An 18367-nucleotide genomic window follows, 5' to 3' on the forward strand; every position below is an offset into this window, starting at 1 on the left:
ATGCCAGACACCCCCGCCGCCCCCGCGCCCCGGACGGACACGTCCCGCGTGGGAGCCAACATCCTGTGGAACTACATCTCGGGATTCACGAGCGTCTTCGGGCTGCTCCTGCTCTACCCCTTCGCCATCGCGATCGTGGGGGCCGAGTCCTACGGCCTGTGGGTCATCGCGTTCAGCGCGATCCAGCTGCTCACGATGTCCGACTTCGGTCTGGGCACGGGCATCGTGCGCACCCTCGCGGACCTGCCCGACGACGCCGCCCACCGGCGCCGCCGGGAGAGCTTCGTGGCGGTGTCGGTGGGAGTGTTCCTGGTGCTCGCCGTGGTGCTCACCACCCTGTACTTCGTGGTGTTCCCGCTGTACCTGGGAACCGTAGCCGTCCCCGAGCGGGACCGCCACGCCGTGGTGCCCATGGTGGTCGCGGCCGGGATCACGCTGTTCGTGTCCGTGCTGGGCCGTGCGTGCAACTCGGTGCTGTGGGCACTGAACCGCCCGGACATCGAGCGCAAGGCCGCCGTGGTGTCCATCCTGGGACGAGCCGCGGGATATGTCCTGCTCATCCCCCTCCAGGGGGGACTGATCGCCCTGGTGCTCGTGGAGTGCCTCTCGCTCCTGCTGCCACCGGTCGTGTGCTTCATCGCCGTGCTGCGCCGCTTCGGACTGGCGCGTCCGCTGCCCGGGGCGTGGCGGGAGCAGGGCCGACCGCTGCTGCGGATGTCCTCCGTCCTGTCCATCGGCTCGCTGTCCCTGCTGGGCGTGTACCAGCTGCCGCTGTTCGTGGTGGGTCCAACCCTCGGGCTGCAGGCCGCCACCGCGTTCGGCGCGCTCATGCGCGTGAGCCAGAGCGCTCGTCTGGTGGTCAGCTGGATCGCCATGCCGTTCGCCTACCCCATCAAGCGGGCCCGTGGTTCCGAGGCCGCGGAGCACATCCGCGTGGCCATGACGGTGTCCCTGCTGGTGGGGCTCATGATCAGCATCCCGCTGCTGGCGATCCCCACGGAGCTGCTGACCGTGTGGCTCGGCTCCAAGATGGCGTTCGCGGCACCGGCCCTGGCCGTGGTGGTCGTGGGCGTGCTCGCCGAATCCCTGGGGCAGGTGCCCACCCTGGTCATGACGCTGCGGGGCAGCCCGCTCGTGGCCTCCCTCATCAGCCTCGCCGTGCTGGTGGTCACCCTGCCCGCGGTGTGGCTCGCGGCCCGGACGGACAACCTGGAGATCGTGATGGCGGCCTCCGTGGTGCCCCTGGCGCTCGCGGTGCCCGTGCAGCTGTACTTCAGCGAACGTGCCGAGCCCAGCGGTGTGAAGGCGGAGAACCTCCGCACCTGGGCGCTCATGGTGCTCGCCGCCGGGGTGGGCGCCGTCGTGTTCGCCGTGCTGGGGCGCGTGCTCCCGGACGTCCTCTCCATCGCGGTGTGCGCGGTGGCGCTCGGTCTGGTGTTCCTGGCGGCGTTCCGCCGGATCCGCCGCCGGGACGACGAGCTCAACGTGGCCCAGCGGGAGGTCGTTCAGGACTCCGCGGTCAGCTCTTCGTAGAGCTCGCGGTAGCGCCGGGCGGCGCCGCGGATGTCGAACTCGTCCCGGGCCAGCTCCCAGCTGCGACGACGCAGCTCGTGGCGCTGCCCGGGGCCCAGTTCCAGCAGCCGGCACACGGAGTCCGCCAAGGACGCGGGATCGGACATGGGCACCACGGCCCACGGCTCCACGGCCAGCAGCCGTGCGTCTCCCGTGTCCGTGGTGACCACGGGGAGTCCTTCCCCCAGGGCCTCGATGCCCGCCATGGGCAGGGCCTCGTGGTTGCTGGAGAACACCATGGCGTGCGCGGAGCGGATCAGCCCGCGCACGTCGGACACCGAGCCGCGCAGGGTCACGGCGTGGTCGATGCCCAGCCGTTCCAGCTCTCGGGTGAGCTCCGTGTTCTCGGGATCCACGCGGTGACCCGCGCAGACCAGCCGGGCGCGGGGGTGGCGCTGCAGCACCCCCGCGAAGGCCGCGAAGAGCGTGGGGTGGTCCTTGGACGGCGCGTGGCGGCCCAGGTGCAGCAGCAGCGGATCTCCCGACGGCTCCGGGGCGGGCTCCGCGGCGGTCACGGAGCCGTTGTGCACGATCCGGATCTGCTCGCCCGGGAAGCGGTAGCCGAACTCCACTGCGAAGTCCCGCGCGGACGGAGAGCACGCCACCACGGCGTCGAAGCGTGAGGACAGTTTCGCGGCGATGCGCCACACGATCCCCGCCACGCGGCTCGAGGCCTGGTCCAGGCTGGAGTGCAGCGTGGACACCCGTACTGCCCCGTGGGGGGTGAGAGCGTTGACCAGGTCGGACTGCTGCAGGTGGGAGTGCACCACGTCGATCCTGTGCCGCTTCACGAGAGTGCGCACGGCCCGCACGGCCGCCACGGGGAGCACGTCACGGCGGCTCATCCCCGCGTAGGTGGTGCTCGTGGCCGCGGCCTCGAGGCGAGGGGACAGCGCCCCGGGGGAGAGCAGCACCAGCAGGTGCGCCTCGTCCCCGGCCTCACGGCTCAGCAGCAGCTGCTCGATGAGGGTCTGCGCGCCGCCGGTCTCGGCGTCGTTGACGATGTGGAGAACTCGCACGGGGCGGGCCTTTCTGCAGAGCGGTGGACGGGAGGGCGGGCGCGGCGCGCCGGCCAGCGGGTCAGGTGGTCAGCGAGTGGTCTGGTGTGCGGTGAGTGGTGCGGGACGCCCGGTTGCCACCGGAGACCCGGACTCGTCCGGGACCCGGGCACGCGAGAGTTCCAGGCCGAGGCACACCCCGGCCACACCCCACACCCAGAAGGCGGAGTCGTAGCTGGTGGTGCCGCCGGCCACCACGAACCACACCACCAGGGTGCACGCGCCGAGCCACAGGGGATTGCGGCCCCCGGAGCGCAGGCACAGGACTGTCAGGAAGATGATGAGCGCCAGGCCGAAGAGCATCCCGCTCTCGAGCACCACGCGGCCGATCACGGAGTAGATGTCCGGCAGCGGGTTGTAGTGCTGCAGATCGCCCAGGGGCATGCGGCCCGTGAGGAACAGCTCGTTGGAGCGGCCGCGCCCCACACCCCACAGGAACGCGGTGGGGTCCGAGAACAGGTAGCGCACGGAGGCGATGATCGAGGACCCGCGGTCCGCCCAGGACCAGTTGAAGGACTCGCGGCGGTCCCGCAGGACGTCCAGGCCCACGTAGACGGCGCCGGCGAGACCCAGGGGCACCAGCAGCACGGCGGCCCATGCCCGGCGCACGGCGTAGGGCGCGATCGCGGCGATCAGCACGACTCCCAGCACCACCACGGCGGCACCTGATCCGGAGATCGCCACGGCCCACAGCACGAGGGCCATGGCCACGACGTCCCGCGGCGTCATCCTGCGCCCGTGGTGGCGCACGACCACCACGAGGGCCATGGCCATGAGGGACAGCGTGCCCACCATGAAGGAGGTCTCCGGGAAGAGCCCGAAGGGCCGGCGCACGTACATGATGAACGTCTCGCTGAACTCGGAGACGTTCGCGTAGCCGGGCAGGCTGTAGAGGCTCTCGAGTGGAATGGTGTCGAAGAGGTCGAAGAACACGTACTTCTGCACGAGTGTGTACGCGGCACTGAGCAGGATGGTCCAGCTCAGCCACGCGATGGCCCGGGAACCCAGGAAGAGGGTGGCCGCCGCGGCTCCGGCCACGGGGAGGGTGTAGACCAGCCACGTGAAGGAGCCCGAGACCAGCAGGGGCTGCGGCGTGAAGAACATCCGCACGAACGAGGCCAGGAACGGCACCGCGCCCACCAGCAGAGCGGTCCACATCACGGGCATGTGGCGGGTGCAGCGCAGGATGAGTGCCACGCAGACCACGCTGGACAGCGGGAGGTTGGTGTTGGACCCCAGCGGCACCGCGGCGTAGGGCAGGGCGGAGAGCACGATCAGCGCCCCCGACAGGGCACGGTCCAGGGCCGTGCCGTGGACCGAGCCGTCCGTGCGGTTTGCGGCGGTGGTCAGGCCCCGGCGTGCGGTCCCGCGCGATCCGGCTCCCGGGACGGGGAGGACGGCCGTGCTCATGAGGTCCAGGTTCCCAGCACCGCGGCCACCGTGGGCTGCCAGTCGGCGTGGTCCCGGCCGGAGACGGCGCGGCGGTCGCGCCGTGGCGTGGCGGCGTCGTCGTACACCGCGCGCAGGGTGGCGCCGAACGCCCGGGTGTCGCGCACGTCGGCGGCGGTGAAGCGGTCGTAGCCGCGGGCCTGCGCGCGCAGGGAGGGCAGGTCCGAGGCGACCACCGGGGTGCCCGCACCCACGGCCTTGGCCAGCACACCGGAGTGCGCGTCGAAGTGCGTGTAGGGCAGCACGATCACCGCGGCCTGCTGCACGAGCGCCGCGAACTCCTCGCGGCTGAGGAAGCGGTCCTCCAGGTCCACGCTGGGGTGGTCGGCGGCGAGGCGCGTCAGCTCGCGGCCCAGCTCGGGGGTCTCGGCGGCGCCGCGCACCAGCAGCGGCACCCCCGCGTCCCCGGCGGCGCGGATGGCCAGCTCGATGCCCTTGTTGGCGCGCATCTCCCCGATGCACAGGGCGAACGGCTCGGCGGGGAGCTGCGCGCTCTGGGCGGTCTCCGGATCCAGTCGGGAGGACACCGGGAGGTCCACGGCCGCCACGGGGCGGCTCGTGCACCCGCGCACGATCTGGGCCTGCTCGGCGCCGTGGGTGACCACCCGGTCCGCGTGCCGCGCGCACGAACGGTCCAGCCACAGCAGGAAGCGCTCGCGCGGGGAGGCGGAGTCCAGGTCGAAGTGCGGCTGGGCGTTGTGCACGAACACCGCAGTGCGCTGGTCCCGGTGTGCTCGCAGCACACCCGGCAGCGGGTACTTGGTGGAGTCCAGGGCGAGCACGGCGGTGCGCCCCGCCCGGGCTGCCGCTGCGCGCACCGCGAGGTGCTCCCGGACGAGGTCCCACACCTGCAGACCGGCGCGCAGCGCCTTCCCTGCGGCCGAGCCCGGCACCCGGGTGCGTCGCGGCGGGACGGTCTCCACGATCCGCACCGGGTGGTCCTCGCCCCACCCCAGGTAGTCGCGTGCGCCCGGCCGGGACACGAGCTGCACGGTGGCCACGCCCTCGTCCGCGCACAGCGCGAGCGCGAGGTCCGCGGCGTGCTCCAGCTGGCCGCCGTACTCGGTGGGGCACACCACGACGACGTCGCGGGGCCCCGTGGTCGGGGCGGGCTCGGCGCTCACGCCGCGCTCAGTGCTCATGGTCCGCGGCGGCGTGGGCACGGCGGCTGGCGCGCTCGGTGGTGGCACGTCCCGAGGCGGCCCGGTGACCGCGCAGCAGCACGAGGAGCAGACCCACGATGAGTCCCACGAGCGTGCCGAGGGCGGTGTTGATGGCCAGGGACGGCCCGGCCTGCTCCTCGGGCGGAGCGGCCTTCTGCACCACGTTGAGCTTGACGGTGGCGGGCTGGGCGCCGTCCTGGGACGGCGGGATGGTCTCGAGCTCCTGGCTCACGGTCACGAGGCTCTCCGCGGTGGCCTGGGCGAGGTCCGCGGCGCCCTGCGCGGACGAGGACGTGGCGGTGATGGTGATCATGGCCGTGTTCGGCTGGTTGGTGGCCACGAGGTCCTTCTCGACGAGCTCCGCGGGGGTCTCCTCCAGGTGGAGCCGGTCCACCACGGGCTGCACCACGGAGCTGGTGGTGGCCACCTGCGCGTAGGAGCCGGCGCGGGCCACGGCGAACTGCTCGCCCATCTGCAGGTCCGTGACCGACCGCGGGTTGGCCACGTTCACGAACACCTGTGCCTGTGACTCGTAGGAGTTGGGCACCACGATCGCGGCGACGACGCCCGCGAGCGCTCCCAGCGCCGTGGCGAGCACCACGAGCGGCCACAGCTGCCGCAGGCAACGGACGTACTGACTCAAATTCATGTTTCTCCCCCTGGAACCCGCACCCGGCGAGAGCCGCCGGGCACACGACGGTCCCCTGATCCCCTCGTGTGTGCACCAGAACTCTAGCCAGGATCACGAACCGCGATCCCCGGAAACGGTGTGTTCGGGACAAACGTGCCCCATAGTGTGGACGGATTCGCGGGAGGAGGGCCCGGCCGCGTTCCTAGACTTGTCCGGGTGGCCGTGCCAGCGGCCGCACGGGACGATCGACGGGGGAGAGATGACGGACCAGGGCGCGGGGGCGGCAGCCGCGGCGGAACCGCTCGTGAGCGTGGTGATCGCGGTGTACAACGGCCAGGACCTGGTGGGGCAGGCCATCAGCAGCGTGCTGCGCCAGACCCACTCGAACATCGAGGTGTTCGTGGTGGACGACGGCTCCACCGACCACACGCCGGAGGTCCTCGCGGGGTACCAGGCGGTGGACCGCCCGGGCCGCCGCGTGCGCGTGCTGCGGCAGGAGAACGCCGGGTGCGGGGCGGCCCGCAACCGGGCGCTGGAGCAGGTGCGGGGCGAGTTCGTGACGTTCCTGGACGCGGACGACGAGCTGCTGCCCCACCACCTGGAGACAATGCTGCGCCGCTACCGGCAGCTGGGGGAGGAGCCCGGGCGGGAGCGCACCGTGGTCTACACCAACGCGTGGCAGTGCACACCCTCCGGGATCAACGCGGAGCGTGTGGTGTACCGCGAGGCCATGCCGGCGCCGGACGAGCAGCGCAGCGTGATCCTGGAGTACAACATCGGCCACCTCTTCGGGCTGTTCCCCCGGGAGTTCTTCCGCGAGGTGGGGGTGTTCGACCCGGAGCAGGTCTTCGTGGAGGACTGGGAGATGTGGCTGCGGGCCGTCTACTCCGGGTGGCGCTTCGACCGCGTGGACGAGGTCACCGTGATCCTCTCGTGGTCCGGGGGCTCCATGCAGTCCCAGCGTGACCGCATGGCGGCGGGCGAGGAGATGGCGCTGCGCAAGACGCTGGCCCGCTTCGAGCAGCAGCTCAGCCCCGAGGAACGCGAGAAGCTGCTCACCCGCCTGCGCAACGGATCCCCGCTCGCGGCGGCGTCGGAGGCGGAGCAGGCCCTGCGCGAGGGCCGTGCGGCAGACGCGCGGCGTCACCTGGAGACGGCCGCGCAGATGATGCCGAGCCAGCGACGCGTGGTGCTCAAGGCGAAGATCGCCCGCGTCCCGGGCGGGATGCGGTGGCTCGTGCGTCGCCAGCGGGCCGTGGACCGCAGCGTGGGGTACACGGACGCCATGCGGCGCTGACCGGCGTGTGGCAGCAGACCCCTCGTGCGGTGCCCGGCCGCACGCAACGGAGCGGGGCCCCACAATGGACAGGGTGAGCACCTCGTCGAACACCCCGCCCGTCCTTCTCGCGTGCGCCCACGGGACCCGTGATCCCGGTGGGCAGCAGGCGGTCGCGGCCCTCGTGGCCGCGGTGCGCGAACGGCTTCCGGGAGTCCGCGTGGTGGACACGTGGGTGGACGTCCAGGAGCCGGACCTCGTGGCGCGCACCGCCGAGCACGCCGGGCAGCGCGCCGTGGTCGTTCCGTTGCTGCTGTCCGCGGGCTACCACGTGTTCGTGGACATGGCCCGGGCCGTGCAGGGCTCACCGCACCACAGGGTGGCCGCGGCCCTCGGACCCGACCACCGGCTCGCGCGCGTGCTCGCCCGCCGGCTGGCCGAGGCACTCGACGCCGCTGGGGAAGCGGCCCCGGAACCGGTCGACGAGATCGTGATGGTCTCCGCAGGCTCCTCCGACCCCCGCGCCGGTCAGGACTGCGAACGGGTGGCGGCCATGCTCTCCGAGGTGCTCGGCCACCCCGTGTCCTCGGCCTACCTCTCCGCGGCCCGCCCGTCCCTGCCCGATGCGCTCGCGGCGGCCCGTGGCCGTGCAAACCCGGGGGACGACGCCGCAGGGTCGCCCCGCACGGATGCCGCTCCCGCGCGTCCTGGGCGCGTGCTGCTGGTCCCGTACCTGCTGGCCCCCGGGTTCTTCCACGGCCGGGCGCTCGCCGCGGGAGCGGACGTCACGGCCGAGCCGCTGCTCGTGCACCCCGGCGAGGTGCCCCCGGAGCTCGTGGAGCTGGTGGTCGAGCACTACCGGGAGGCCGCCTCCGAGGCGTGATCGCACACGGCCCTGACCATGGCCCCGAGCCGGAAGCGCTCCGGGACCACAGCGGGGATTCCGGCCTCCTCGAGCGGCTGCACGCACACGGGCCCGATGGCCACGGCGGTGCAGCGCCCGTCCCGCAGGGCCCGCTGGAGGTCCTCGAGCACGCCGAGGGCGCGGGCGGCGTCGAACACCGCGTCCACCGCCGGCGCCGCGGTGAAGGTCAGGTAGTCCACGCGCCCCTCGACCGCGTCCCGCACGAGCGCGGCCAGGCGCGAGCCCTCGTCCGCGGACTCCCACCGGTACGGTGCCACGACGCGCACGGGCAGACCTGCGGCGCGCAGCCGGTCGAGCTGCTCCTCGTCCGGGGTGCCGTGCACCTGGACCGTCACGGTGCCGCGGGGTGCGGGGTCCCCGGCGAGCAGCCGGTCCACGAGCTCCGCGGTGCGCCCCGAGGAACCGGTGCACGCGCACGGGATCTCGCTCGCCCGCAGCTGCCCCGTGGCCTTCGCCCCGCGCGAGAGCACGGTGGAGGCCCGCAGCGCCGCGAGCAGCTCCTCGCCCAGTCCGTGCCCCTGTGCCACGGCGAGCCAGCGCTTGAGCCCGTAGCCCGTGGTGACCAGCACGGTGCCCGGGGCGGAGGCGATCAGGTCCCGGGTGGCGGCCAGCACGCCGTCGTCCTCGTCCGCGGGCGTGAGCTTCAGGGCCGGTGCGTAGCGCACCCGCGCGCCGTGGCGTTCGAACGCCCCGCCCTGCTCCGAGGCGCGACGGTGGGCGGTGACCGCCACGGTCAGTCCGGTCAGGGCGGGGTGCTCGGGGCTCGTCATGCTCCCAGGGTAGGAGGGGACGCCGACGCCGCACGCACCCCTCGGGCCTCCGCGGTCCCGGCCCGGCGCCCGCGGTGTCCGAGGCCCCGAGTAGGCTGGGGCGCGATCCGCCCGGCCCGTGCACCACGGCGAGGGTCGGGGCCAGGCCCCGCCCGGCGTCGTCGTGCCCCGCGCCGGGTCAGACCGCGCGCCGCCGTGCCATCCGCCCCACACACCAGGAGCCCGCCACTCATGTCCCTGACCGGTCTGCTCACCGCGCTCACCGAGGACCGCAGCTTCGCGAACATCCGCACCCAGGCCGCGCGCCCGCTCGCGGAGCGCTCCCCGGAGACGATCATCAGCGCCACGGACGGGCTGCGCGCCCCCGTGCTCGCGCAGATCGCCGCGGGTCTCGCGGACGACGCCGCGGCGTCGGCTTCCGGGCGCTCCGGCGCCTCCGCCGCGGGGGCCCACGCCCCGGTGCTGCTGGCCGTGACCGCCACGGGCCGTGAGGCGGAGGAGCTGCAGGCCGCGCTGGGCTCCTACCTGCCCGCCGAGCAGATCGCGAACTTCCCGTCCTGGGAGACCCTGCCGCACGAGCGGCTGTCCCCGCGCTCGGACACCGTGGGGCAGCGGCTGAGCGTGCTGCGCCGACTGGAGCGCACCGATCCCTCCGAGCAGCCGCTGCGCGTGGTCGTGGCGCCGGTGCGGTCGGTGCTTCAGCCGGTGGTCGCCGGGCTCGGACAGATGGCGCCGGTGACCCTGCGCACCGGGCAGGACTACGACTTCCAGCAGCTCGTGGCGGAGCTGGCTGGCGCCGCCTACTCACGCGTGGACATGGTCACCCGGCGCGGGGAGTTCGCGGTGCGCGGCGGGATCATCGACGTGTTCCCGCCCACCGAGGACCACCCCGTGCGCGCGGAGTTCTTCGGGGACGAGCTGGACGAGATGCGCTGGTTCGCGGTGGCGGACCAGCGCACCCTCACCACTGCCGAGCACCCCTCGGTGATCGTGGCCCCGCCGTGCCGCGAACTGCTCATCACCCCGTCCGTGCAGTCCCGCGCGGCCAAGCTCAAGGACCAGCTGCCCGGCGGGCGGGAGATGCTCGAGCGGATCGCCGGTGGGCAGTACGTGGAGGGCATGGAGTCCCTGGCCCCGCTGCTCGCGGACGAGATGGTGCAGGTGCTGTCCCTGCTGCCCGGGGGCTCCATGACCGTGGTGCTCGAGCCCGAGAAGGTCCGGGCGCGCGCCCACGACCTCGTGGCCACCAACGAGGAGTTCCTCATGGCCGCGTGGGACTCCGCCTCGGGCGGCAGCGACGCGCCCCTGGACCTCAACGCGGCGCTGGACACGGACGACGGCGCCGCCCGCACCCTCTCGTCCGGCTCGTTCCACACGATCGCCGAGGTGCGCGAGCTCGCCCTGGAGCGCTCGGTGGTCTGGTGGGCCGTGACCGGGCTGAACGTCAACGCCGTGACCACCTCCGAGATCAGCGCGGACACCTCCGACGAGGAGGTCCACCTCGCGGACACGGACGCGGACACCCTCACCGTGACCGCGCGCGAGCCCACCCGGTTCTCGGGGGATGTGCCGGCCGTGCTGTCCTTCCTGGGGGAGCGGGCGCGCGAGGACTGGCGCATCGTGCTGGTCACGGACGGGCCCGGTCCGCTGCAGCGGCTGAGCGAGCTGCTGCACGGAGCGGACGTCCCCGCCGCCCGCCACGAGAGCATCGACGCGGCCCCGCAGCCCGGCCTCGTGGAGCTGACCACCGCGCGCGCCGGGCGGGGTTTCGTGCTCGAGGGGCAGCGGATCGCGCTGCTCACCGAGGCGGACGTGCTGGGCCGCTCCAGCACCTACGACAACCGCGCCGAGCGCAAGCTCCCGCAGCGCCGCAAGCGCAACCAGGTGGACCCCCTGGCCCTGCAGAAGGGCGACTACGTGGTGCACGAGCAGCACGGCATCGGGCAGTTCATCGAGCTCGTGCAGCGGCCCATCGCGGGCGCCATGACCGCTCCCGGCCAGCCGAAGCCCGTGCGCGAGTACCTCGTGCTGGAGTACGCGGCGTCCAAGCGCAACGGGCCCAAGGACCGGTTGTTCGTGCCCACGGACCAGCTCGACCAGGTGAGCTCCTACGTGGGCGGGGAGGCGCCGTCGCTGTCCAAGATGGGCGGGGCGGACTGGAACAAGACCAAGCGCAGCGCCAAGAAGGCCGTCAAGGAGATCGCCAACGAGCTGATCCGGCTGTACTCGGCGCGCATGGCGTCCAAGGGCCACGCCTTCGGCCCGGACACCCCGTGGCAGCGCGAGCTGGAGCAGGCGTTCCCGTACATCGAGACCCCGGACCAGCTCACCACCATCGACGAGGTCAAGGCGGACATGGAGCGGCCCATCCCCATGGACCGGCTGATCTCCGGGGACGTGGGCTACGGCAAGACCGAGGTGGCGGTGCGCGCCGCGTTCAAGGCCGTGCAGGACGGCAAGCAGGTGGCGGTGCTCGTGCCCACCACGCTGCTTGCCCAGCAGCACTCCGAGACGTTCGCCGAGCGGTTCTCGGGCTTCCCCGTGCGCCTGGCCACGCTCTCACGATTCCAGACGGCCAAGGAGTCCAAGGCCACCATGGAGGGGCTGCGCAGCGGTGCGGTGGACGTGGTGATCGGCACCCACCGGCTGCTGAGCAAGGAGATGCAGTTCAAGAACCTGGGCCTCGTGATCATCGACGAGGAGCAGCGCTTCGGTGTGGAGCACAAGGAGAAGCTCAAGGCCATGCGCACGGACGTGGACGTGCTGGCCATGTCCGCCACGCCCATCCCGCGCACCCTGGAGATGTCCATGACGGGCATCCGCGAGACCTCCACGCTGGCCACACCGCCCGAGGAGCGCCACCCAGTGCTCACGTACGTGGGCCCGTACACGAACAAGCAGGTCTCCGCAGCCATCCGGCGTGAGCTCATGCGCGAGGGCCAGGTGTTCTTCATCCACAACCGTGTCTCGACCATCGAGGCGCAGGCCAAGGAGCTCGCGGAGCTCGTGCCCGAGGCGCGGATCGCCGTGGCCCACGGGCAGATGACCGAGTCCCGCCTGGAGCAGATCATCGTGGACTTCTGGGAGAAGAAGTTCGACGTCCTGGTGTGCACCACCATCGTGGAGACCGGTCTGGACATCGCCAACGCCAACACGCTGATCGTGGACCACGCGGACCGCTACGGTCTCTCCCAGCTGCACCAGCTGCGCGGCCGTGTGGGTCGCGGGCGCGAGCGCGCCTACGCCTACTTCCTGTACCCCGCGGAGAAGCCCCTGAGCGAGACCGCTCTGGAGCGGCTCAAGGCCGTGGCCGCGCACAATGAGCTGGGCTCGGGCATGCAGCTGGCCATGAAGGACCTTGAGATCCGCGGGGCGGGCAACCTGCTGGGCGGTGAGCAGTCCGGGCACATCGCGGGCGTGGGCTTCGACATGTACCTGCGCCTCGTGGGCGAGGCCGTGGCGGAGTACCGCGGGGACCAGGACACCGGGCCCGCGGAGATGAAGATCGAGCTGCCCGTCAACGCCCACCTCCCGCACGACTACGTGCCCGGGGAGCGGCTGCGTCTGGAGGCCTACCGCACCATCGCGAACGCCGCCACGGAGGACGCCGTCGCGGAGGCGGGCAACGAGCTGAAGGACCGCTACGGGCCTCTGCCCACCCCGGTGCAGAACCTGCTGGAGGTCGCCCGGCTGAGGATCCGGGCGCGCGCCGCGGGCCTCACGGACGTGGCAACGCAGGGCACCATGGTCCGGTTCTCGCCCGCCGAGCTCAGCGAGTCACGCGAGATGCGCCTCACGCGCCTCTACCCGGGCGCGCAGATCCGTCCGGTGCCGGGCACGGAGGAGCGCATGGTGCTGATCCCCAAGCCCAAGACCGCGCGGATCGGCGGCAAGGACCTCGTGGACGGGGACATCCTCGCGTGGGCCCGCGAGGTGCTGGACGCGATCTTCCCGGTGCTCGAACCCGCCGCCGCGGGCACGGACGCCACTGCGGGCACGGGCGACGTCGCGGGGTAGCGGCCCCGGGGACGTCGGCCCCGCGACCCATCGGCTGCGCGCGTCCCCCGTTCGGGGCTCCTAGGATGAACAGTCATGGGACATCTGCTCGTGACCGGCGGCGCCGGATTCATCGGTGCCAACTTCGTGCACCACGTGCTGGCGCACACGGAGCACTCCGTCACGGTGCTGGACAAGCTCAGCTACGCGGGCAACCGCGAGAACCTGGCGGTCGCTGACCCGGCCCGCTGCGACCTGGTGGTGGGGGATGTCGCGGACGCGGGCGTCGTCGACGACCTGGTGGGCGCGGCGGACGCCGTGGTGCACTTCGCCGCGGAGTCCCACAACGACAACTCCCTGCGGGACCCCTGGCCGTTCGTGCAGACCAACGTGGTGGGCACCTTCACCCTGCTGGAGGCCGCTCGGCGGCACGGGACGCGGTTCCACCACGTGTCCACGGACGAGGTGTTCGGGGACCTTGCGCTGGACGACCCGCAGCGCTTCACCGAGGAAACTGCGTACCGGCCTTCGAGCCCGTACTCGGCCACCAAGGCGGCGTCGGACCACCTGGTGCGCGCGTGGGCACGCTCCTTCGGGGTGGAGGTCACGCTGTCCAACTGCTCCAACAACTACGGCCCGTACCAGCACGTGGAGAAGTTCATCCCGCGCCAGATCACCAACGTGCTCACCGGGCAGCGGCCCAAGCTGTACGGCGCGGGGGAGAACGTGCGGGACTGGATCCACGTGGCGGACCACTCCGCCGCGGTGCTGCGCATCCTGGAGCGTGAGACGCCCGGGCGCACCTACTTGATCGGCGCGGACGGCGAGCGGGACAACCTCACGGTGCTCCGGGAGATCCTGCGGCTCATGGGCCAGCCGGAGGACGCGTTCGAGCACGTGACGGACCGCGCCGGGCACGACCGCCGCTACGCGATCGACGGCTCCCGCACCCGCGAGGAACTGGGGTGGGAGCCCCGGTACACCAACTTCTCGGAGGGTCTCGCGGACACCATTGCGTGGTACACCGAGCACCGCGAGTGGTGGGAGCCCGCGAAGTCCGCCACCGAAGCCGCCTACCGGAAGGCCGGACAGTGAACGCCCAGGACCTCACCGTGCACACCACCGCCATCGACGGCCTGCGGTTCGTGGAACTGCCCGTTCACGGCGACAACCGCGGCTGGTTCAAGGAGAACTGGCAGCGCGCCAAGGCGGTGGCGGCCGGGTTGCCCGACGCCTCGTTCGTGCAGCACAACATCTCCTTCAACGGCTCCCGCGGCACCACGCGCGGGATCCACGCCGAGCCGTGGGACAAGTACGTCTCCGTGGCCACCGGGCGGATCTTCGGCGCGTGGGTGGACCTGCGCCAGGGGACGGGCTTCGGCACCGTGGTCACGCACGAGGTCACCCCGGGCACCGCGGTGTTCGTCCCGCGCGGCGTGGGCAACGCGTTCCAGACGCTCGAGGAGGCGACCGCCTACACCTACCTGGTCACGGACCACTGGCGCGCGGACGCCACCGCCGAGTACTCGTTCGTGAACCTCGGTGACCCGCGGCTGGGCATCGAGTGGCCCGTGCCGCTCGCGCAGGCTGAGCTCTCGGACAAGGACCGCGCGCACCCCGCGCTGGACGACGTCGCCCCGCTGGCTCCCGCGCCCGTCCTCGTGCTGGGCGCCCGCGGCCAGGTGGGCCTGGCCCTCACGGCGCGGCTGTCGACGATGGGGCTTCCGTTCACCGCGTGGACGCGCTCGGAGCTGGACCTAGCTGACCCTGCCTCCTGGCCCGCGGAGATCAGCTCGGGGGACGCCTTGCGGCGCTACCGTGCCGTGCTCAACGCCGCGGCGTTCACGGCCGTGGACGCGGCCGAGAGCACCGAGGGCAGGGCGGCCGCCTGGGCGGTCAACGCCACGGGTGTGGGAGCACTCGCCGCGGCCTGCGCCCGGGCCGGCACCACCCTGGTGCACTTCTCCACGGACTACGTGTTCGACGGCGCCCTGCCGCTGGGCTCGGCGTACGCCCCGGACCACCCTGTGGCGCCGCTGTCCGTGTACGGGCAGTCCAAGGCCGCGGGGGAGACCGCCGTGCGCGCCTGCCCGCGGCACTACGTGATCCGCACCAGCTGGGTGATCGGGCAGGGGAAGAACTTCGTGGCCACCGTGGCGGACCTGGCGCGCCGCGGGGTGGACCCGGCGGTGGTCGCGGACCAGCACGGTCGACTGACCGCGGCGGCCGATCTGGCGGAGGGCGCCCTGCACCTCGTGGACTCCGGCGCCCCCTACGGCACGTACCACCTCACCGGCTCCGGTGCACCGTGCACCTGGGCGGAGATCGCCCGCTGGGTGTTCGAGGAACTGGGGGCGGACCCGGAGCGGGTGCGACCGGTCGGGACGGCTGAGTACACGGCGGGGAAAGTGGGCATCGCACCCCGACCGACCAACAGCTGCCTGGACACCACCAGCCTGGAGGCCACGGGGTGCTCCCCCCGGGACAGCCGGGCCGTGGTGCGGTCGGTTCTCTCCACCACCCACGACTGACCGCACGGTGACGAACACGAGAGAGCCCCGCTGCCTCACGAGGAGGCGGCGGGGCTCTCTGCGGTACTGGGCCGGAATCAGACGGCGCGGTCCTGCTTCTGCTCGCCGGTGCCCACGGCGCGCTGCGCCATCTCGGACGCGTTGCGCGGCAGGTCCAGGGTGACCTCGGTGCCACCGGTGGAGTGCTTGGCGGTGGCGCCGCTCAGGAACAGGGTGGGGACCATCAGCGCCAGGCCGTAGGCCAGGATGCCCACCATGAAGAGCCACCAGCTGTCCGGGTAGGTGCTGAACAGCCACAGGCTCACGAGGATCGTGACCATGCCGCCGCCGAAGAGGACGGCGTTCTTCACGATCTCGCCCTCGCCCGAGTACTGCGGTGCGCGGCGGCCGTGGCGCTCGGTGGTGGTGCGGGTGGCGTGAGCGTCCGCGGCGTGGCTGCCGTCCTCCGTGGTGCGCCCGGTGTGCGGACGGTGCGCGTTGGACTCGGCTTCCGATCTTCTGACCATGAGTTCACCCTTTCAGACCGCCGTGGCGGGCCCAGTACTGTCGTGCGGCCAGTCTAGTGCCTGGCACCCGGACTTGCTGACATTCCGTCGCCGGATGCGGTGGCTCAGAGCCTGCCGGCGATGTCCGCGAGCAGCCGGGAGATGCGGGGCCCGGCGGCGCGGCCCGCCTCCAGGACCTCCTCGTGGGACAGCGCCTCGGGGCTGATGCCGGCGGCCGCGTTGGTCACCAGGGACATCCCCAGGATCTCGAGGCCCGCGTGGCGTGCCGCGATGGCCTCCAGCGCGGTGGACATGCCCACGAGGTCCGCGCCGAGCACCTTGGCCATCTGCACCTCTGCCGGAGTCTCGTAGTGCGGGCCGGGGAACTGGGCGTAGACCCCCTCGTCCAGGGAGGGGTCCACCGTGCGGGCGATGTCCCGCAGCCGCTGGGAGTAGAGGTCCGTGAGGTCCACGAAGGTGGCTCCCTCCAGCGGGGAGCGCGCGGTGAGGTTGAGGTGGTCGCGGATCAGGACGGGCGTCCCGGGGGCCCAGTCCGGGTTGAGTCCGCCGCAGCCGTTGGTGAGGATCATGATCTCGCTGCCCGCGGCCGCCGCGGTCCGAACACCGTGGGACACGGCGCGCACGCCCTTGCCCTCGTAGAAGTGGGTGCGGGCGCCGATCACCAGGGCGTGGGAGCCGTCCGCCAGCCGGATGGAGCGCAGCGTGCCGCCGTGGCCCTCGAGCGCGGGCTTGGAGAAGCCGGGGATCTCGTGGGCGGGGACCTCGGACACGGTCTCCCCGAGCAGGTCCGCCGCTCCACCCCACCCGGAGCCGAGGGTCAGGGCGATCTTGTACCGGTCCACGCCGGTGCGTTCCCGCAGGGCGTCCGCGGCCTGCTGCGCGAGCTCGAAGGGTTCCTGGGCCGTGGTGTCAGTCATGCCACCATCCTAGGCACGCACGGCTGCCGCGTCAGCGTGTGGGCGCGCCCCGGTAGGCTGGGGCGCATGGCTGACATGACTGTGCAGAGGGAATTCGCGGACCAGAAGCTCGTGATCATCGGCGGTGGCCCCGGTGGCTACGAGGCCGCCCTCGTGGCGGCGTCGCTCGGGGCGGATGTCACCGTGGTGGAGGAGCAGGGCATGGGCGGCTCCGCCGTGCTCACGGACGTGGTGCCGTCCAAGACGCTCATCGCGTCCGCGGACACCATGAACCGTTTCGCCTCGGCCCGTGACCTGGGTGTGCACGTGGGCGACGACCTCGACGCCACGGAGGAGCTCAACAACCTGCGCGTGGACCTGGACAAGGTCAACGTGCGCCTGCTGCGCCTCGCGGCCACGCAGTCCCGGGACATCAAGCGCGGCCTGGAGCGCGTGGGTGTGCGGGTGGTGCAGGGCCGCGGGAAGATCGTGGACCGCTACACCGTGGTGGTGGACCCCAGCGACGACGAGCCCTACGAGCTGAAGGCGGACGTGGTGCTCGTGTCCGTGGGCGCCCACCCGCGCGAGCTGGACACCGCCAAGCCGGACGGTGAGCGGATCTTCAACTGGAAGCAGATCTACCAGCTCACCGAGATCCCGGAGAAGCTGATCGTGGTGGGCTCCGGTGTGACCGGTGCGGAGTTCGCCTCCGCCTACAACGGTCTGGGCTCCGAGGTCACCCTGGTCTCCTCCCGCGAGCAGGTGCTGCCGGGCTCGGACAAGGATGCCGCACAGGTGCTCGAGAACGTGTTCGAGCGCCGCGGTCTGCGCGTGCTCTCCCGCTCCCGCGCGGACGCCGTGGAGAACACCGGCGACGGCGTGCGGGTGACGCTGTCGGACGGCCGCAAGATCCGCGGCACGCACTGCCTGCTGGCCGTGGGCTCCATCCCCAACACCGCGGACATGGGCCTCGAGGAGGCCGGTGTTGCCATGACGGATTCCGGGCACATCCGTGTGGACACCGTCTCCCGCACCACCGCCCCCGGCATCTACGCCGCGGGCGACTGCACGGGCGTCATGCCGCTCGCCTCCGTGGCCGCCATGCAGGGCCGCATCGCCGTCGCGCACATCCTGGGTGACACCGTCCACCCGCTGCGCACGGACGAGGTGGCCTCCAACATCTTCACGTCCCCGGAGATCGCGTCCGTGGGCATCACCCAGCAGGACGTGGAGGCGGATCCCGCCATGTTCACCGGAATGACCATGAACCTGGCCACCAACCCGCGCGCCAAGATGATGGCCGTGGACGACGGCTTCGTGAAGATCTTCGCCCGCCGCGGCAGCGGCACGGTGATGGGCGGCGTGGTGGTGGGCCCGCGCGCCTCCGAGCTGATCTTCCCCATCGCGCTCGCGGTCACCCACCGCCTGGGCGTGGACGACCTCTCGGACACCTTCGCGGTCTACCCGTCCCTGTCCGGGACCATTGCGGAGGCCGCGCGCCGCCTGCACGTCCACCGCTGACCCGGCCCCGGGGGCGGTACGACGACGCCGCGGTGACCTTTCCCGCGAAGGTCACCGCGGCGTCGTCGTGCGC

Annotated in this window: 14 protein-coding genes; 7 read left to right on the forward strand and 7 right to left on the reverse strand. The window is 72.3% G+C overall.

Translation table 11 applies throughout. The features are described 5' to 3' along the window. The gene (locus tag P8S73_RS10635; RefSeq protein WP_019310129.1) at positions 1–1533 is read left to right on the forward strand and encodes a lipopolysaccharide biosynthesis protein; all 1533 of its coding nucleotides are present in this window, start codon (positions 1–3) and stop codon (positions 1531–1533) included. On the opposite strand, the gene P8S73_RS10640 is transcribed toward P8S73_RS10635, so the two are convergent. The 4 genes from P8S73_RS10640 to P8S73_RS10655 all read right to left on the reverse strand — a co-directional run bounded on the left by P8S73_RS10640 (position 1506) and on the right by P8S73_RS10655 (position 5891). Further along, on the reverse strand, positions 1506–2591 hold the full coding sequence (locus P8S73_RS10640; protein ID WP_019310128.1) for a glycosyltransferase: 1086 nt from the start codon (positions 2589–2591) through the stop codon (positions 1506–1508). The two genes, P8S73_RS10635 and P8S73_RS10640, sit on opposite strands and share 28 nt — an antisense overlap. Before the next feature lie 69 nt (positions 2592–2660). Beyond that, positions 2661–4040, reverse strand: coding sequence for a hypothetical protein (locus P8S73_RS10645; RefSeq protein WP_121241882.1), 1380 nt, complete (start codon positions 4038–4040; stop codon positions 2661–2663). Beyond that, complete coding sequence (locus P8S73_RS10650) at positions 4037–5221, reverse strand: glycosyltransferase (protein WP_396350389.1); 1185 nt, start codon at positions 5219–5221, stop codon at positions 4037–4039. The genes P8S73_RS10645 and P8S73_RS10650 overlap by 4 nt, the downstream gene beginning before the upstream one ends. Continuing rightward, entirely contained in the window at positions 5211–5891 is a 681-nt protein-coding gene (locus tag P8S73_RS10655) for a YveK family protein (RefSeq protein ID WP_052239386.1), read from the reverse strand. The genes P8S73_RS10650 and P8S73_RS10655 overlap by 11 nt, the downstream gene beginning before the upstream one ends. A gap of 241 nt (positions 5892–6132) precedes the next feature. Between P8S73_RS10655 and P8S73_RS10660 the strand changes: the two genes are divergently transcribed. Both P8S73_RS10660 and P8S73_RS10665 read left to right on the forward strand, forming a co-directional pair. Then, positions 6133–7170, forward strand: a complete 1038-nt coding sequence (locus P8S73_RS10660) for a glycosyltransferase family A protein (protein WP_019310124.1) — start codon at positions 6133–6135, stop codon at positions 7168–7170. Positions 7171–7234: 64 nt separating this feature from the next. Beyond that, entirely contained in the window at positions 7235–8032 is a 798-nt protein-coding gene (locus P8S73_RS10665) for a sirohydrochlorin chelatase (RefSeq protein WP_019310123.1), read from the forward strand. Here the strand turns inward: P8S73_RS10665 and P8S73_RS10670 are convergent. Then, the gene (locus P8S73_RS10670; RefSeq protein ID WP_019310122.1) at positions 8005–8844 is read right to left on the reverse strand and encodes a uroporphyrinogen-III synthase; all 840 of its coding nucleotides are present in this window, start codon (positions 8842–8844) and stop codon (positions 8005–8007) included. The two genes, P8S73_RS10665 and P8S73_RS10670, sit on opposite strands and share 28 nt — an antisense overlap. Positions 8845–9075: 231 nt before the next feature. Here P8S73_RS10670 and mfd point away from each other — a divergent pair, with 231 nt between their 5' ends. From mfd to rfbD, 3 genes are all read left to right on the forward strand, one after another. Continuing rightward, positions 9076–12861: a transcription-repair coupling factor gene (mfd, locus tag P8S73_RS10675; protein WP_019310121.1), complete on the forward strand. Its 3786-nt coding sequence runs from the start codon at positions 9076–9078 to the stop codon at positions 12859–12861. A 75-nt stretch (positions 12862–12936) separates the two neighbouring features. Continuing rightward, positions 12937–13935 (forward strand): dTDP-glucose 4,6-dehydratase, encoded by a 999-nt coding sequence (rfbB, locus tag P8S73_RS10680; protein ID WP_019310120.1) that lies wholly within the window; start codon positions 12937–12939, stop codon positions 13933–13935. A 17-nt stretch (positions 13936–13952) separates the two neighbouring features. Continuing rightward, complete coding sequence (gene rfbD, locus P8S73_RS10685) at positions 13953–15371, forward strand: dTDP-4-dehydrorhamnose reductase (RefSeq protein WP_257744290.1); 1419 nt, start codon at positions 13953–13955, stop codon at positions 15369–15371. 77 nt (positions 15372–15448) lie between these two features. On the opposite strand, the gene P8S73_RS10690 is transcribed toward rfbD, so the two are convergent. Both P8S73_RS10690 and P8S73_RS10695 read right to left on the reverse strand, forming a co-directional pair. Continuing rightward, positions 15449–15877, reverse strand: a complete 429-nt coding sequence (locus tag P8S73_RS10690) for a hypothetical protein (RefSeq protein ID WP_019310118.1) — start codon at positions 15875–15877, stop codon at positions 15449–15451. A 104-nt stretch (positions 15878–15981) separates the two neighbouring features. Beyond that, on the reverse strand, positions 15982–16794 hold the full coding sequence (locus tag P8S73_RS10695) for a purine-nucleoside phosphorylase (RefSeq protein ID WP_019310117.1): 813 nt from the start codon (positions 16792–16794) through the stop codon (positions 15982–15984). A gap of 75 nt (positions 16795–16869) precedes the next feature. Here P8S73_RS10695 and P8S73_RS10700 point away from each other — a divergent pair, with 75 nt between their 5' ends. Then, entirely contained in the window at positions 16870–18294 is a 1425-nt protein-coding gene (locus P8S73_RS10700; RefSeq protein ID WP_029603220.1) for an NAD(P)H-quinone dehydrogenase, read from the forward strand. The last annotated feature ends 73 nt before the right edge of the window (positions 18295–18367 follow it).

The organism is Kocuria sp. ChxB, from assembly GCF_044359605.1.
Taxonomy (GTDB): domain Bacteria; phylum Actinomycetota; class Actinomycetes; order Actinomycetales; family Micrococcaceae; genus Kocuria; species Kocuria rhizophila.

What these genes read in the sequence shown, in the direction of transcription:
- P8S73_RS10650 (WP_396350389.1), bottom strand. Translation starts at nt 5,221, where the DNA reads ATGAGCACTGAGCGCGGCGTGAGCGCCGAGCCCGCCCCGACCACGGGG.
- mfd (WP_019310121.1), top strand. Translation starts at nt 9,076, where the DNA reads ATGTCCCTGACCGGTCTGCTCACCGCGCTCACCGAGGACCGCAGCTTC.
- P8S73_RS10695 (WP_019310117.1), bottom strand. Translation starts at nt 16,794, where the DNA reads ATGACTGACACCACGGCCCAGGAACCCTTCGAGCTCGCGCAGCAGGCC.
- P8S73_RS10655 (WP_052239386.1), bottom strand. Translation starts at nt 5,891, where the DNA reads ATGAATTTGAGTCAGTACGTCCGTTGCCTGCGGCAGCTGTGGCCGCTC.
- P8S73_RS10670 (WP_019310122.1), bottom strand. Translation starts at nt 8,844, where the DNA reads ATGACGAGCCCCGAGCACCCCGCCCTGACCGGACTGACCGTGGCGGTC.
- P8S73_RS10690 (WP_019310118.1), bottom strand. Translation starts at nt 15,877, where the DNA reads ATGGTCAGAAGATCGGAAGCCGAGTCCAACGCGCACCGTCCGCACACC.
- P8S73_RS10700 (WP_029603220.1), top strand. Translation starts at nt 16,870, where the DNA reads ATGACTGTGCAGAGGGAATTCGCGGACCAGAAGCTCGTGATCATCGGC.
- P8S73_RS10665 (WP_019310123.1), top strand. Translation starts at nt 7,235, where the DNA reads ATGGACAGGGTGAGCACCTCGTCGAACACCCCGCCCGTCCTTCTCGCG.
- P8S73_RS10645 (WP_121241882.1), bottom strand. Translation starts at nt 4,040, where the DNA reads ATGAGCACGGCCGTCCTCCCCGTCCCGGGAGCCGGATCGCGCGGGACC.
- P8S73_RS10635 (WP_019310129.1), top strand. Translation starts at nt 1, where the DNA reads ATGCCAGACACCCCCGCCGCCCCCGCGCCCCGGACGGACACGTCCCGC.
- rfbB (WP_019310120.1), top strand. Translation starts at nt 12,937, where the DNA reads ATGGGACATCTGCTCGTGACCGGCGGCGCCGGATTCATCGGTGCCAAC.
- P8S73_RS10660 (WP_019310124.1), top strand. Translation starts at nt 6,133, where the DNA reads ATGACGGACCAGGGCGCGGGGGCGGCAGCCGCGGCGGAACCGCTCGTG.